The 14749-nt window shown below is 55.9% G+C and carries 12 protein-coding genes and 1 tRNA gene; 4 read left to right on the forward strand and 9 right to left on the reverse strand.

Going from position 1 to position 14749, the window contains the following annotated elements; genetic code table 11:
• Positions 1–87 precede the first annotated feature (87 nt).
• Both V1599_RS02205 and fabR read right to left on the reverse strand, forming a co-directional pair.
• Complete coding sequence (locus V1599_RS02205; RefSeq protein ID WP_112012312.1) at positions 88–447, reverse strand: YijD family membrane protein; 360 nt, start codon at positions 445–447, stop codon at positions 88–90.
• Positions 448–456: 9 nt separating this feature from the next.
• Positions 457–1095 (reverse strand): HTH-type transcriptional repressor FabR, encoded by a 639-nt coding sequence (gene fabR, locus V1599_RS02210; RefSeq protein ID WP_112012313.1) that lies wholly within the window; start codon positions 1093–1095, stop codon positions 457–459.
• A gap of 196 nt (positions 1096–1291) precedes the next feature.
• Between fabR and sthA the strand changes: the two genes are divergently transcribed.
• Positions 1292–2692 (forward strand): Si-specific NAD(P)(+) transhydrogenase, encoded by a 1401-nt coding sequence (gene sthA, locus V1599_RS02215; RefSeq protein WP_112012314.1) that lies wholly within the window; start codon positions 1292–1294, stop codon positions 2690–2692.
• On the opposite strand, the gene oxyR is transcribed toward sthA, so the two are convergent.
• The 4 genes from oxyR to argC form a co-directional block, all read right to left on the reverse strand.
• Entirely contained in the window at positions 2675–3592 is a 918-nt protein-coding gene (gene oxyR / locus V1599_RS02220) for a DNA-binding transcriptional regulator OxyR (RefSeq protein WP_112012315.1), read from the reverse strand. The genes sthA and oxyR overlap by 18 nt on opposite strands.
• A 354-nt stretch (positions 3593–3946) precedes the next feature.
• Entirely contained in the window at positions 3947–5320 is a 1374-nt protein-coding gene (gene argH, locus V1599_RS02225; RefSeq protein WP_112012316.1) for an argininosuccinate lyase, read from the reverse strand.
• Positions 5321–5394: 74 nt separating this feature from the next.
• Complete coding sequence (argB, locus tag V1599_RS02230; RefSeq protein WP_395300954.1) at positions 5395–6171, reverse strand: acetylglutamate kinase; 777 nt, start codon at positions 6169–6171, stop codon at positions 5395–5397.
• 6 nt (positions 6172–6177) lie between these two features.
• On the reverse strand, positions 6178–7182 hold the full coding sequence (gene argC, locus V1599_RS02235) for an N-acetyl-gamma-glutamyl-phosphate reductase (RefSeq protein ID WP_395300955.1): 1005 nt from the start codon (positions 7180–7182) through the stop codon (positions 6178–6180).
• Between the two features lie 88 nt (positions 7183–7270).
• Here argC and argE point away from each other — a divergent pair, with 88 nt between their 5' ends.
• Complete coding sequence (gene argE, locus V1599_RS02240) at positions 7271–8422, forward strand: acetylornithine deacetylase (protein ID WP_395300956.1); 1152 nt, start codon at positions 7271–7273, stop codon at positions 8420–8422.
• Positions 8423–8472: 50 nt separating this feature from the next.
• On the opposite strand, the gene yicI is transcribed toward argE, so the two are convergent.
• Positions 8473–10791 carry an alpha-xylosidase gene (gene yicI / locus V1599_RS02245; RefSeq protein WP_395300957.1) on the reverse strand — a complete coding sequence of 773 codons (2319 nt, stop codon included), beginning with the start codon at positions 10789–10791 and terminating at the stop codon, positions 8473–8475.
• 12 nt (positions 10792–10803) lie between these two features.
• Positions 10804–12195 (reverse strand): glycoside-pentoside-hexuronide family transporter, encoded by a 1392-nt coding sequence (locus V1599_RS02250; protein ID WP_112012321.1) that lies wholly within the window; start codon positions 12193–12195, stop codon positions 10804–10806.
• Between the two features lie 291 nt (positions 12196–12486).
• On the opposite strand from V1599_RS02250, the gene V1599_RS02255 reads away from it, so the two are divergent.
• Together V1599_RS02255 and V1599_RS02260 are read left to right on the forward strand one after the other, a co-directional pair.
• Positions 12487–12581, forward strand: a tRNA-Sec gene (locus tag V1599_RS02255).
• 120 nt (positions 12582–12701) lie between these two features.
• Entirely contained in the window at positions 12702–14501 is a 1800-nt protein-coding gene (locus V1599_RS02260) for a hypothetical protein (protein ID WP_112012322.1), read from the forward strand.
• A gap of 13 nt (positions 14502–14514) precedes the next feature.
• On the opposite strand, the gene V1599_RS02265 is transcribed toward V1599_RS02260, so the two are convergent.
• Positions 14515–14706, reverse strand: a complete 192-nt coding sequence (locus tag V1599_RS02265) for a toxin-antitoxin system HicB family antitoxin (RefSeq protein ID WP_112012406.1) — start codon at positions 14704–14706, stop codon at positions 14515–14517.
• Positions 14707–14749 lie beyond the last annotated feature (43 nt).

The following is a 14749-nucleotide window of genomic DNA, read 5'->3' on the forward strand; positions in this document are numbered from 1 at the left end:
TTTACGTCGGGCAGGTAAGCGAAGCGCCACCTGCCGATAAATGCCGGATGACGCCTCGCTTATCCGGCCTGCAACGTCATAACCCTCTTACTCCGGCTGCCTGTCCTTGCGGCTGCGCATGCGCGAGCCAATCCAGAACACCAACACCACCGACAGCAGCGCTGGCAGGAAGTTAGAGCCGAGATCCGGGTATTCCGCGCGCACCACGGTGCTAAACAGCAGCACGCCCAGAATAAAGCAGGCGGCGGCCAGACCCGGCAACCCCACCGGCATGGTGCGGTTGAGATAGCGCTGATGCAGGCAATAGACCGTCAGCACCAGCGAAATAAGCGGGAAAATCGAGAAAGGGACGATTGAGCTAAAAATCGCTGCAAACGTGCCATTAATGGATAAGCCAGCGATCAATGCCAGCAACAACGTTCCTCTATCCTGACCTGACTGTTTCATTACTCACCTTCACTCAACGGTTTGATGTGCCAACTTCTCTTGTTCACGGCGATACCAGTAATACGCACCCTTGGAAATCATCCTCAGCTGCAGTACCAGCCGCTCTTCGAGTTGCTTACGCTGTTCAATGCCCACGTCCAGCGCCTCGGCGCCGGCACTAAAGACAATCGTCACCATAGCCTCGGCCTGCGCTTCGGTAAACGCACGCGGCATGTGGTTTTCGAGTTCAAGATAGTCGGCAAGTTCCGCAATAAAGTGCTGAATTTCGCGTGCGACCGCCGCACGAAACGCGGACGACGTTCCCGAACGCTCGCGCAGCAGCAGGCGGAACGCGTTAGGGTTATTGCCGATAAATTCCATAAACGTTGATACGGAGGTGCGGATCACGCTGCCGCCTTTCGCGATACGCTGACGCGCCTGGCGCATCAGCTGGCGCAGCATTAGCCCGCTCTCGTCGACCATGGTCAGGCCCAGCTCGTCCACATCACGAAAATGACGATAGAAGGACGTTGGCGCAATCCCGGCCTCGCGTGCGACTTCGCGCAGGCTTAAGCTGGCAAAACTTCGCTCGGCGCTCAGTTGACTGAATGCCGCTTCCACCAGCGAACGCCGGGTTTTCTCTTTTTGTTGTGCTCTTACGCCCATCACGATAGTTGAATCCTTCCAAAGGCCTGCTGGCACTATACCAGAGAATAAAATTAATCTGTTTGCTCAGCTTTGTGAATGATTGTTTACGCGCGGTTTGTGCTCCACTGTCGGAAAAAAGCACAACGATAATTGGGTTACTCAGGCAATGATGTTATGATTCTGTTGCTTTTATGTATAAGAATAGGTAAGCCTTGCCATGCCACATTCCTACGATTACGACGCAATAGTTATTGGTTCCGGCCCCGGCGGCGAAGGCGCTGCTATGGGACTGGTGAAACAGGGAGCCAGAGTAGCGGTCATTGAGCGCTACCATAACGTTGGCGGCGGTTGCACCCACTGGGGCACCATCCCGTCCAAAGCCCTCCGCCACGCCGTTAGCCGCATTATTGAATTTAACCAGAACCCCCTTTACAGCGACCATTCCCGACTTCTTCGCTCCTCCTTTGCCGATATCCTGAACCACGCAGACACCGTGATTAACCAGCAAACGCGGATGCGCCAGGGTTTCTACGAGCGTAACCACTGCGAAATTCTGCAGGGGAACGCCCATTTCGTGGACGAGCACACGCTGGCGCTGGAGTGCCATGACGGCACCGTTGAAACCTTAACGGCAGAAAAATTCGTCATCGCCTGCGGTTCGCGCCCTTACCATCCGGCGGACGTCGACTTTACGCACCCGCGCATCTACGACAGCGATTCGATCCTTAGCCTGCACCACGAGCCGCGCCACGTCATTATCTACGGCGCAGGGGTGATCGGCTGCGAATATGCGTCGATCTTCCGGGGAATGGAGGTCAAGGTCGATCTGATCAACACCCGCGATCGCCTGCTGGCGTTCCTCGATCAGGAGATGTCGGATTCCCTCTCCTACCACTTCTGGAACAGCGGCGTGGTCATCCGCCACAACGAAGAATACGAGAAGATCGAAGGCTGCGACGACGGCGTGATCATGCACCTGAAGTCCGGTAAGAAGCTGAAAGCGGACTGCCTGCTCTACGCCAACGGCCGCACCGGCAACACCGATTCCCTGCAGCTGGAAAATCTTGGGCTTGAAACCGACAGCCGCGGCCAGCTGAAGGTCAACAGCATGTACCAGACCGCGCTGCCGCACGTCTATGCGGTGGGCGACGTGATTGGCTACCCAAGCCTGGCGTCAGCCGCTTACGACCAGGGGCGCATTGCCGCGCAGGCGCTGGTGAAAGGCGAAGCGACGGCGCACCTCATCGAAGACATCCCGACGGGCATCTACACCATTCCGGAAATCAGCTCCGTGGGTAAAACCGAGCAGCAGCTGACGGCCATGAAGGTGCCTTACGAGGTCGGTCGCGCGCAGTTTAAACACCTGGCGCGGGCGCAAATCGTGGGAATGAGCGTGGGAACGCTGAAGATTTTGTTCCATCGCGAGACGAAAGAGATCCTCGGTATTCACTGCTTTGGTGAACGCGCCGCGGAAATCATTCATATCGGCCAGGCAATCATGGAGCAAAAAGGCGGTGGCAACACCATCGAGTACTTCGTTAACACCACCTTTAACTACCCAACCATGGCGGAAGCCTATCGGGTAGCGGCGCTCAACGGGTTAAACCGCCTGTTTTAACGCGCTGTCGAAATGGCCATCCATCGAACTTCGGATGGCCTCAGCCAGCTGCTCATAGCGGCTGCGCAGCGGTGATCCCGGACGATAAACCAGGCCAATGGTGCGGCGCGGTTCAGGCTTGATGCACGGCAGATAGACCACCCCATCGCGCTTGCGCTCGTTCGGCACGGCCAGCGCGGGCAGTAGCGTAATGCCGCTTCCCGCCGCTACCATGTTGCGCAGCGTTTCCAGGCTGGTTGCGCGGAAGTGGGTATCTTCATCCGCACCCGCTTCAAAGCAGAAGCCCATTGCCTGATCGCGAAGGCAGTGCCCATCTTCCAGCATCAGCAGCTTTTCACCGGCCAGATCGGCCATCGGCACGCGATCGCGGTTTGCCCACGGGTGATCTTCATAGATCGCCAGCATCATCGGCTCGTCGAACAGCGGCACTTCAATAAAGGCTTCACTCTCTTTGACCAGCGCCAGAATGGCGCAGTCGAGCTTGCCGCTATCGAGCTGGGCCAGCAGCTGATGGGTTTGCGCTTCATGCAGGTACATTTCGAGTTTCGGGAAGGTCTGGTGCAGCATGGGGATAATCTGCGGCAGCAGGTACGGGCCAACGGTAGGGATCAGGCCAATATGCAGCGGGCCGGACATCGCCTCCCCCTGCTGGCTTGCCATTTCCTTGAGCACTTTGACCTCGCGCAGCACGGTGCGCGCCTGATCCACCAGCAGAAGACCGGCCTGGGTGAACAGAACCTTACGACTGGTGCGCTCCAGCAGCATCACGCCCAGCTCATCTTCCAGCTTGCGGATCTGGCCGCTCAGCGTGGGCTGGCTGACGTGGCAGGAATCTGCCGCGCGGCGAAAATGACGGTGCTCGGCTAACGCTACCAGGTATTCAAGATCACGAATATTCATTATTCATCCTCCGTCGCCACGATAGTTCATGGCGATAGATAGCATAGCAACGAACGATTATCCCTATCAAGCATTCTGTTGAATAATACACCACATAGACGAGGCGGCACGTGTTTGACCCAAAACGACCCCGCACCGTCAGAGAGTTTCTCTCAAAACTCGAACAACTAAAGCCAACGTGAACTTTTGCGGACCCCGTGGTCCGCTTTTTTTTTGCGTAAAAAAAAGCCCGGCTTAACGCCAGGCTTTGTTTTCTCCCCTCACCCTAGCCCTCTCCCTAAGGGAGAGGGAACCGATCGAGCCCCTCTCCCGGTGGGAGAGGGGTTGGGGTGAGGGCATCAGACCGCAATATTGTCAAACCAACCGCTTTTTCGCATCCGCAATCGCCTGCGCAACCTGCTTCGGCGACACGCCGCCTTTCGCCGCGCGCTTATCCAGGCACGACTGCAGCGCCAGTATCGGATACACATCATCCCCAATCACCGCGCTGAACTTCTGCAGGTCAGCAAGCGCCAGGTCTTCCAGCGGTTTCCCCTGACGAATGGCTTCCACCACCGCTTCACCCACAATATGGTGCGCTTCACGGAACGGTACGCCTTTCGCCACCAGGTAATCCGCCAGCTCGGTGGAGTTGGCATAGCCCTGCTGCGCCGCTTCCTGGCAGCGCGGGCGCTTCACCTGAATGCCGTCCAGCACCAGCGCGCCCATATGCAGACAGTCCAGCCAGGTGTCGAGCGCGTCGAACAGCCCTTCCTTGTCTTCCTGCATATCTTTGTTGTACGCCAGCGGCAGCCCTTTCAGGGTCATCATCATGCCGGTCAGCGCGCCCTGCACGCGGCCACACTTGCCGCGGATCAGCTCCAGCGCGTCCGGGTTTTTCTTCTGCGGCATCAGGGACGAGCCGGACGTCACGCGGTCAGACAGCTCCACAAACCCGGCTTCACCGGAGTTGAAGAAGATCAGGTCTTCGGCAAAGCGCGACAGGTGAACCATGCCGATTGAGGCATTCGAGAGCAGCTCCAGCACGTGGTCACGGTCAGAGACGCTGTCCAGGCTGTTGCGGGTGGCGGACGCAAAGCCCAGCCAGCCGGCCAGCTGCTCGCGGTCGATTTCATACGCCGTACCGGCCAGCGCGCCGCTGCCCAGCGGGCTGACGTCCAGACGCTTCAGCGTATCCTGCAGGCGGCTTTCATCGCGCGCCAGCATTTCAACGTAGGCCAGGCACCAGTGGGCAAAGGTCACCGGCTGCGCGCGCTGCAGGTGGGTATATCCCGGCATCACCGCGTCCTGGTTGTTCTGCGCGGTCTCCACCAGCGCGCTCTGCAGCTGACGGTTAGCCGCCAGCAGTTCGCCCACGGTCTCTTTACACCACAGCTTGAGATCGGTCGCCACCTGGTCGTTACGGCTGCGGCCGGTGTGGAGCTTTTTCCCCAGCGGGCCGACTTTATCGATCAGCTTGCCTTCCACCCAGCTGTGAATATCTTCGGCATCGCTCTGCAGGATTTGCTGTGGGTCCAGGCGCACCTCTTCCAGCAGGTTGTTCAGCGCCTCTTCCAGCTGCAGCTGTTCGTCTGCGGTCAGTACGCCAACGGTGACCAGCGCTTTGGACCAGGCCACAGAGCCGACGATATCCTGTTCGGCCAGGCGGTAGTCGAAGCGCAACGAGTCGTTGAACTGTTTGAACCGATGATCCGCTGCCTGTGTAAAACGCCCACCCCAAAGTGCCATAACATGCTTCCTTTATTCGTTAGTTCCGCCGGGTGGCGCTTCGCTTACCCGGCCTACGGTCATTCAGTAATTACTTACGCTAAAATACGCGTGCCGATCGGCGTGCCGTTAAACAGCGCCGGGAGCTGCTCCGCGTGACGCCAGGAGGCGATGTCCACCGGGCGGCCGAGCGCGCGCGCCGCGTCCAGCGCCGCGTTCACCTTGACGATCATCCCGTCGGTGATAATCCCCTGGTCGATCAGCTGCTCGGCTTTCGCGGCGGTCATCTCCGCGATGCGCTGGCCTTTACCGTCCAGAATGCCGCTCACGTCGGAGAGCAGGATCAGGTCCGCGCCCAGCGTCGCCGCCAGCGCGGTGGCCGCCTGGTCCGCGTTAACGTTCATCAGCTCGCCCTCTTCGGTCACGCCGATAGAGCTCACCACCGGCAGAAAACCGCCGTTCAGCAGGGTGTTAATCAGCGTAGGCGAACCCGGCTGGGCCAGTCCAACGTGGCCGAGCGCTTCGTCGAGCTGGGTCACTTTTACGCTGTCCCCGTCGCCCAGATAGAGGCCCACGGACGCGATGTGGTGTTTTTTCGCCCACGCCAGCAGCGTTTTGTTCGCCGTTCCCGCCAGCGCACCAGTAATGATGTCAATCTGGTCGGCAGGCGTGACGCGCAGGCCGTTTTTCTTGGTCACCGGCAGGTTGAGCCCTTTCATCAGCTCATCCACCACGCAGCCGCCGCCGTGAACAATCACCAGCGGGCGCTGATGTGATTCGCGGTAGTTCACCAGCGCGGTAAAAAGACGCTCCAGCGCTTCTTCGCTGTCCAGCAGTACGCCACCGAGTTTGATAATTAATGGGTTCATCATCACACCTTAAATAAGAGCCTGCGTTTCAGGGAAGCCGAAACGAATGTTTGCACACTGCACTGCCTGCGCGGCGGCGCCTTTGAGTAAGTTATCTTCCGCGGCGACCACGATCAGATGCTCGTTCTGCACGGCAAAGCCGATGTCGCAGAACGGCAGGCCAACCACGTTTTTGAGCGCGGGAACGCCTTTGTCATACAGACGCACCAGCGGTTTGTCCGCGTACGCCTGCGCAAACGCCTCGCTGACCTGATCCCTGGTCACACCCGGCTTCAGGCGGCAGGTGATGGTTTCGAGGATGCCGCGCGGGAAGCTGCCCAGGTGCGGCGTAAAGATCACGTCCGCGCCAAGATGAGTGGTGATTTCAGGATGATGGCGGTGGTTGAACACGCCGTACGGCTGAAGGCTGACTTCGCAGAAGCTGTTAGCGATCGCGGCCTTACGCCCCGCGCCGCTGACGCCGCTCGTGGCGTTGATCACCGGCCACTGGCTCAGATCCAACAGGCCCGCGTCGATCAGCGGCTTCAGGGAAAGCTGCGCCGCCGTCGGGTAGCATCCCGGCACGGCAATCAGGTTCGCTTCTTTCAGTTTATCGGTGCTCCACTCCGCCAGCCCGTAGACCGCCTGTTCAAGCAGATCCGGGTGCTGATGGGTGAAACCATAATATTTTTCGTAGAACGCACCGTCGTTAACGCGGAACGCGCCGGAGAGGTCGAACACCACGCAGCCAGCGGCCAAAAACTGCGGCGCCAGGTCGTGGCTCACTTCATGCGCGGTGGCTAAAAACACCACGTCGACGCCGCCGGCAAACTCGCTGATGTCGGACATCGGCTGCAAAGGCAGATCGACAATCCCCTTGAGCTGCGGATGCAAATCGGAAATTAACTTTCCGGCATCATTGCTTTGCGCTGACACGGTCAAAGCGGTTATGGTCATATGTGGGTGGCGATTCACGTAGCTTACAAGCTCTGCGCCCGCATAACCGCTAGCGCCTACAATCAGCGTATTCAACATCGGGTTCCTTTATGCTCAACGTTAGTGTATTTTTATTCACATTTATTGCATGAATATTGATACTATCACGACCTAAGGTGTGTCAACAATGAAAATGAATTTACCGCCATTTATCGAGATCTACCGCGCCCTGATTGCCACACCCTCCATCAGCGCAACCGAAGAATCGCTGGATCAAAGCAATGAGTCTTTAATCACTCTCCTGGCGGGCTGGTTTAGCGATCTTGGGTTTAACGTTGAGGTTCAGCCCGTTCCCGGAACGCGCCATAAATTCAACCTGCTGGCCAGCACCGGAAGCGGCGCGGGCGGCCTGCTGCTGGCTGGCCATACCGACACCGTGCCGTTTGACGATGGCCGCTGGACGCGCGATCCGTTCACCCTGACCGAGCACGACAACAAGCTCTACGGCCTGGGCACCGCGGACATGAAAGGCTTCTTCGCCTTTATCCTCGACGCGCTGCGTGACGTGGACGTGACGAAGCTGAAAAAGCCGCTCTACATTCTGGCGACCGCCGACGAAGAGACCAGCATGGCGGGCGCGCGCTATTTCTCGGAAAACACGGCGATTCGCCCGGACTGCGCCATTATCGGTGAGCCAACCTCGCTGCAGCCGATCCGCGCCCACAAAGGCCACATTTCCACGGCGGTGCGCGTGCTGGGCCAGTCCGGCCACTCCAGCGATCCGGCGCGCGGCGTCAACGCCATCGAGCTGATGCACGACGCCATTGGCCGCATCATGCAGCTGCGCGACGGCCTGAAAGAGCGCTATCACTACGAGGCGTTCACCGTGCCGTATCCGACGCTGAACCTCGGCAGCCTGCACGGCGGCGATGCGTCCAACCGCATCTGCGCCTGCTGCGAGCTGCATATGGACATTCGCCCGCTGCCGGGCATGACGCTGAGCGATCTTGACGGCCTGCTGAACGAGGCGCTTGCGCCGGTGAGCGAGCGCTGGCCGGGGCGTTTAACCGTATCCGAACTGCATCCGCCGATCCCGGGCTACGAATGCCCGCCGGATCACCAGCTGGTTGCGGTGGTGGAGAAACTGCTTGGGGAGAAAACCGACGTGGTGAACTACTGCACCGAAGCGCCGTTCATCCAGACCCTGTGTCCGACGCTGGTGCTTGGCCCGGGTTCGATTAACCAGGCCCACCAGCCGGATGAATATCTGGAAACCCGGTTCATCAAGCCAACGCGCGAGCTGATAACCCAGGTTGTGCATCACTTCTGCTGGCATTGATGCGCACCGCGCTCCCTCCCGCTAACGAGAGAGGGAGCGCGTGTAGGGCGTTAAAGCTGAACAACCACCTCGCTGCCCTCAGCGTTCACGACCACGCCCCATTCGCTGCCCGCCTGCGAGCCGCCCTGCACGCCCGCGACCTTCTGAACGTTGCGTAAGCAAACCGACCAGCTTTCCGCGTCGCCTGCGCCCTTAATCGTCACCGTATCGCCGCGGCGGGTGGCCGTCAGGGTAAAGATGACGGAGCCGTCGGCCGCAGGCACTTCGCTGACCGCCGTTGCGCCGTCGTCCAGGTTAAACAGCTGGAACGCCGTGCCCTCGTGCCACGCATAGTCCGGCTTCCGGTCATTGTTACCCAGCGCCAGCAGCGTGTTGTCGCGCACGTAGACCGGCAGGCTCTGGAAATCATATTGCTGCTTATGCCAGCGGCTGCCCTGGATCTCGTCGTTGTGCCACAGGTGCGTCCAGCGGCCTTCCGGCAGGTAGAACTGCACGTCGCCCGCTTCCGAGAACACCGGCGCGACCATCACCGCATCCCCGAGCATGTACTGTCGGTCGAGGTAGTCACACGCCGGATCGTCCGGGAACTCCAGCATCATCGCGCGCAGCATCGGCGTGCCGCACTCGCGGGCTAGCGCCGCCTGACGATAAAGGTACGGCATCATCCAGCACTTAAGCTGGGTGAAGTGGCGCACCACGTCGCAGGACTCGTCGTCGTACGCCCACGGCACGCGGTAGGATTTGCTGCCGTGCAGGCGGCTGTGGCTGGAGAGCAGCCCAAACGCGCACCAGCGCTTGTAGACGTGCGCCGGAGCGGTATTCTCGAACCCGCCGATGTCGTGGCTCCAGAAGCCAAAGCCCGACAGGCCGATCGACAGCCCGCCGCGCAGGCTTTCCGCCATCGACTCGTAGTTGGCGTAGCAGTCGCCGCCCCAGTGCACCGGGAACTGCTGCGCACCGACGGACGCAGAGCGGGCAAACAGCACGGCCTCTTCTTCGCCCACCGTCTCTTTCAGCACGTTCCACACCAGTTCGTTGTAGATGTAGGCGTAGTGGTTGTGCATTTTCTGCGGATCGGAGCCGTCGAACCACTGGACGTCGGTCGGGATACGCTCGCCGAAGTCGGTTTTGAAGCAGTCCACGCCGATGTCCACCAGGCCCTTGAGCTTATCGGCGTACCACCGGCACGCCTCCGGGTTGGTGAAATCGTAAATCGCCAGCCCCGGCTGCCATTTGTCCCACTGCCACAGAGAGCCGTCCGGGCGCTTGAGCAGGTAGCCCTTCTCTTTTAGCTCCTGGAAGATCGGCGACTTCTGGCCGATGTACGGGTTGATCCACACGCAGACCTTCAGCCCTTTCTCCTTCAGGCGGCGGATCATCCCCTCCGGATCCGGGAAGGTCACTGGGTCCCACTCGAAGTCGCACCACTGGAAGGCCTTCATCCAGAAGCAGTCGAAGTGGAAGACGTGCAGCGGCAGGTCGCGCTCGGCCATGCCGTCGATAAAGCTGTTCACCGTCGCTTCGTCGTAGTTAGTGGTGAACGAGGTGGTCAGCCACAGGCCGAACGACCACGCGGGCGGCAGCGCCGGACGGCCGGTAAACTGCGTATAGCGGTTGAGCACCTCTTTCGGCGTCGGGCCGTCGATCACGAAATACTCGAGGTACTCGCCCTCCACGCTGAACTGCACCTTGGAGACCTTCTCGGAGCCGACTTCAAACGAGACGTTTTCCGGGTGGTTAACCAGCACGCCGTAGCCGCGGTTGGTGAGGTAGAACGGGATGTTTTTGTAGGACTGCTCGGTGCTGGTGCCGCCATCGCGGTTCCAGGTTTCGACCGTCTGGCCGTTGCGCACCAGCGCGGTGAAGCGCTCGCCCAGGCCGTAGACCGTTTCCCCCACGCCCAAATCGAGGCGCTCGAACATATAGTTGCGATCGCTGTTGCCGTCCTGCACGTAGCCGTTGTTTTTCAGCTGGCTGCCGGTGATGCGCTGGCCGTTGCGCAGGAAGTCCAGCGCCCAGAACTCGCCCTTGGTCACGCGCACGCTGACGCTGCCGCTTTTCAGCTCGGCAAATTCCGCGTTGTTTTCAATCTCGACCTTCACGTCTTTCAGCACGTTAAGCGGGTAGTGCGGGCCGTTGTCCAGCGCGCCCTGGAAGTGCTCGATGCGCACCCCGACAATCCCCTCCTGCGGGGCAAACAGACGAACCGTGAACATCAATGTGTCGAGCTGCCAGGTGCGCTCGCGCACGTCGCGCGGAGCAACGTAGACCACGAGGTCATTGCCCTGCTGCTCCACGTCGAACACCTGCACCGGATACGTCACGTTCAGGCCCGGTTGAATGAGCCAGTTTCCGTCACTGATTTTCATACTTTCGTCCTCTTAGTTCCGTAATTCTTTGCTGCCCGGCAGCGGGGCAAATTCCTGCTGGTTGCGGCGCGCGCCCTGCGCCAGCTCGCGCATGATCTTCACCAGGAACGGCGTTTTCAGCGTGTAGTAGCGCTTGGCGATGATGGCGCTCAGCGCGTAGCAGACCGCCGGGGCCAGGGTAAACAGGCCGACAATGATGCTGATGGTGGCGCTGTTCTGGGTTTTAGCCGCGGCGTCGTAGCCGCCGCCCGCCAGCATCCAGCCGATCATCGCGCCGCCCAGCGCCAGGCCGAGCTTCAGCACGAACAGCGTGCCCGCGAAGCTGATGCCGGTGAGGCGTTTGCCGTTGGTCCATTCGCCGTAGTCGACGGTATCGGACATCATCACCCACTGGATGGGCGTCACCAGCTGGTGGAGCACGCCAATCACGAAGATGAAGGCGAACATCACCACGGTGGCATGCATCGGCACGAAGAACATCGCGACGCTCACCACCGCCAGCGCGGCGTTGGTCCACCAGAAGATGCTCACCTTGCACTTCCAGTCGGTGAGCGGTTTCGCGAGCGCGGAGCCGATCAGGTTGCCGACGCAGTAGGTGGTGAGGAACGCGACGAACACTTCCGGCGAGCCCATAATCCAGGTGCAGTAGTACATCATCGCGCCGCCGCGCACGCAGACGGCGAGGATGTTGAGGATGGTGAGCACGCCGACGATGCGCCACTGGTCGTTTTGCCAGATGTCGCGTAGGTCTTCGCGCATGGAGGTGGTGGCAGGCGGCACCTGGATGCGCTCTTTGGTGGTGAAGAAGCAGAACGCCAGCATCAGGAACGCGATGACCGACAGCACGGCGATGCCGCCCTGGAAGCCAAAGGCTTTGTCTTCCCCGCCAATCAGCTTGACCAGCGGCATCATCAGCACCGTCGAGAGCATGCCGCCCGCCGTCGCCAGCACGAAGCGCCAGGACTGAAGGGAGATGCGCTGCGTCGGGTCGTTGGTGATAACGCCGCCCAGCGCGCAGTAAGGGATATTGACCACGGTGTAGAGCAGGGTCAGCAGGGTGTAGGTGACGGCGGCATAAATCAGCTTGCCGTTATGGCTGAGGTCCGGCGTGGTATACGCCAGCACGCAGACGATGCCAAACGGAATGGCGCCGAACAGTATCCACGGGCGGAACTTGCCCCAGCGGCTGCGGGTGCGGTCGGCAATCAGGCCCATGCACGGGTCGGAGATCGCATCCAGCGCGCGCGCCAGCAGGAACATGGTGCCGACGAACCCGGCGGGAATACCGAAAATATCGGTGTAGAAAAACATCATGTACAACATGACGTTATCAAAAATGATATGGCTGGCGGCATCGCCCATGCCGTAGCCAATCTTCTCTTTAACGGACAGTACTTCGCTCATATTTTATATATCCTTCACGCTGTAGGGGGCGCTGAGACCGGTAACTGTGTTTTTAAACCATTGTTTCACGGGCGGGTATTGCGTTTTATGGTTATTAAATTACGTTTCTTGTTTTTTGTGATCGCGTTAAAGGTGGGCAGGCGTCAAAAGCTAACCTGAGGATTTTCTTAGGAATTAACCGAAACAGGTGGGTGAAGGTCAAAAGAGACGTGAAAAAAGCGTGTCGGGGTATGTGGTAAATGCCTGAAAGTAGCTATAATGCGCCCCGCCTCCATGTAGCAATCGAGGCGCGGAAGATCGTCATCTCCGGTGAGGTGGCTGGACTTCAAATCCAGTTGGGGACGCCAGCGTTCCCGGGCAGGTTCGACTCCTGTGATCTTCCGCCAAAAATTTATATTCTCGATATATTTTTCATATATCCTATCTTTGTGACAAACATCACTACATATATTCTACTATTAATATAATTATCTCCTCTCGATTACCCATCATTTAATGAGACAGTTATGAACGATGTTCAAAAGGAACACCTTTCACCTTTTTTTTCTATTTTAATTGGATTTAATAAGTCAAATTATACAGCAAAATACTTGCACACGTCAGTAATGCAAGTTATCGATACCAAAATCTATAACGAAGGAGAAATAAAGCAATATCCAGCCACATCTGAAACAATAAATGAGGCTAATGTATTAATTTCTCCCTACTCGATAAATAAAATCCCTAGTTGGACTAAAAGAAACGATATACATGATATAGAGAATCATATAGCGCTTACTTTTACTCTCGGAAGCTATGTAGCATTTTACTTCTCAGAAAAGGGAATGAAAGATCTAATAAGAGAAAATTTCAAAAGTGCACCATTATCAAACTTGTATCCAGTAGAAATATCGCATTTAAATCATTTATTTATAAATGAAGACAATATAAAGATGCTCTGGCTTCTGGGTATACATGGGAAAACAACTTTTAAGGCTGATTCAAAAGTTTTAGGAGGGAATAGTGTAGCTGAATCATTAGATCCTTTAGAGGATCAATCATACATGATGTCTGCTGTAAGAACTGAGATTGGGAATAATAATAAAACCATAGGATTAAATCCTTTCAAATCGTCCGTCTGGAAAGGCCCATGTAAAGACTGGGATACGTTTGAAAAAAATGTTATCGAAATACTAGATATGTTGAATTCTAACAAGCAAAACAACACTACTCCAATTAGCATTCTTGCCAGCCCTATTAACGATCTTAATAATGTCCAAGACGCATATGATTTTTCTGTAATCGATCCAGATTTCGTCCCTTATGAAATGAGTTCCACAAAGGTAGATTTACTCAGAAAGATTGCTACTAAATATAGAATAGAGATTTCGCCAATAATGAACTCTGCTTTTTCTCTAAAAGTTTTTTATGAAAATGTTCATTGTGGAGAGATTAGTGTAAGACCAGTAATAAAAGATTACGAGATTAGTTTCGAAATTAATAACCAACAGCCAGTTTCACAAAAAAAAGACATTCTTAACAATTATGCGAAAATATTTAGATATCCAGAATTAATAAAGTGTTGGTATGAGTCAGGTCACGCAGTAGTGAACTCTTGGATATTTAAAACTGATTATAAAGATGTTACATATAATGGATTCATTTGGGCAGACTTTGAGAAATTTGATGTATGTAAAGAGAAACCACTTGTATCAGATAAACTTGATCTAACAAAAATTGGATCGCAAAACTCTCTTTTCTGTTGGATAAAAAATAGGTGGAATAGCCGTTGGGATTCTTCAGATAACTTTAATACAACTGAGAAACCTACGGGATGGCTCTACTGCGATGATGGAGCGGGTGAGAAAGCAGATTTTATTCATATTGATGATCATAATGATAAGACGATAATATCTCTTATTCATATCAAAGCAGCTAATAGCAGTAGTATAAGTAGAAGAATATCCGTGGGTGCACATGATATTGTTCTAAGCCAAGCAGTTAAAAACTTGAGATATTCTAACCGTAAAAACCTTATACAGGATCTGACAGAAAGAGCCTCTGTCTCTCAAAATAAAATGTGTTGGCATGAGAATAAGATGATAAAGCCCTCAGATTTTATATTACAACTTTCATCATTGAACTCCAACCCTAATAAAATAAAAACAAGGGTAATAGTAATACAACCTCATACAACAAAAAGTTATTATACAAAGTCGCAAAATAGTAATATCAAGCGTCAGTTAGATGTATTATTAGTTAGTTCGGATAACGCTATAAAATCCTCAGGAGCAGAGTTCCATATAATAGGTTTTAATGATGAATAAAATTACAAAAAATCTAACCATTAGGTTGGATTCCTTTGGACCTTAACGCCTCCCTCGCCAGTTCCTTCAACCAGCTGGCGAGACTAACCCCTTCCTCAGCCGCCACAGCATCCAACTGCTCCTTCAATGCCGGATCAATACGCATCTTAAACTGGGGAGACTGCCCACCGCCTTTTGGTTTTTTTTCGCGCGATATGATTGACATGAGGCCACCTATCCATCTACTCTGACACACATAGGAGGCCACC

The sequence above is a fragment of the Enterobacter sp. ECC-175 genome (assembly GCF_043968675.1).
Classification (GTDB): domain Bacteria; phylum Pseudomonadota; class Gammaproteobacteria; order Enterobacterales; family Enterobacteriaceae; genus Enterobacter.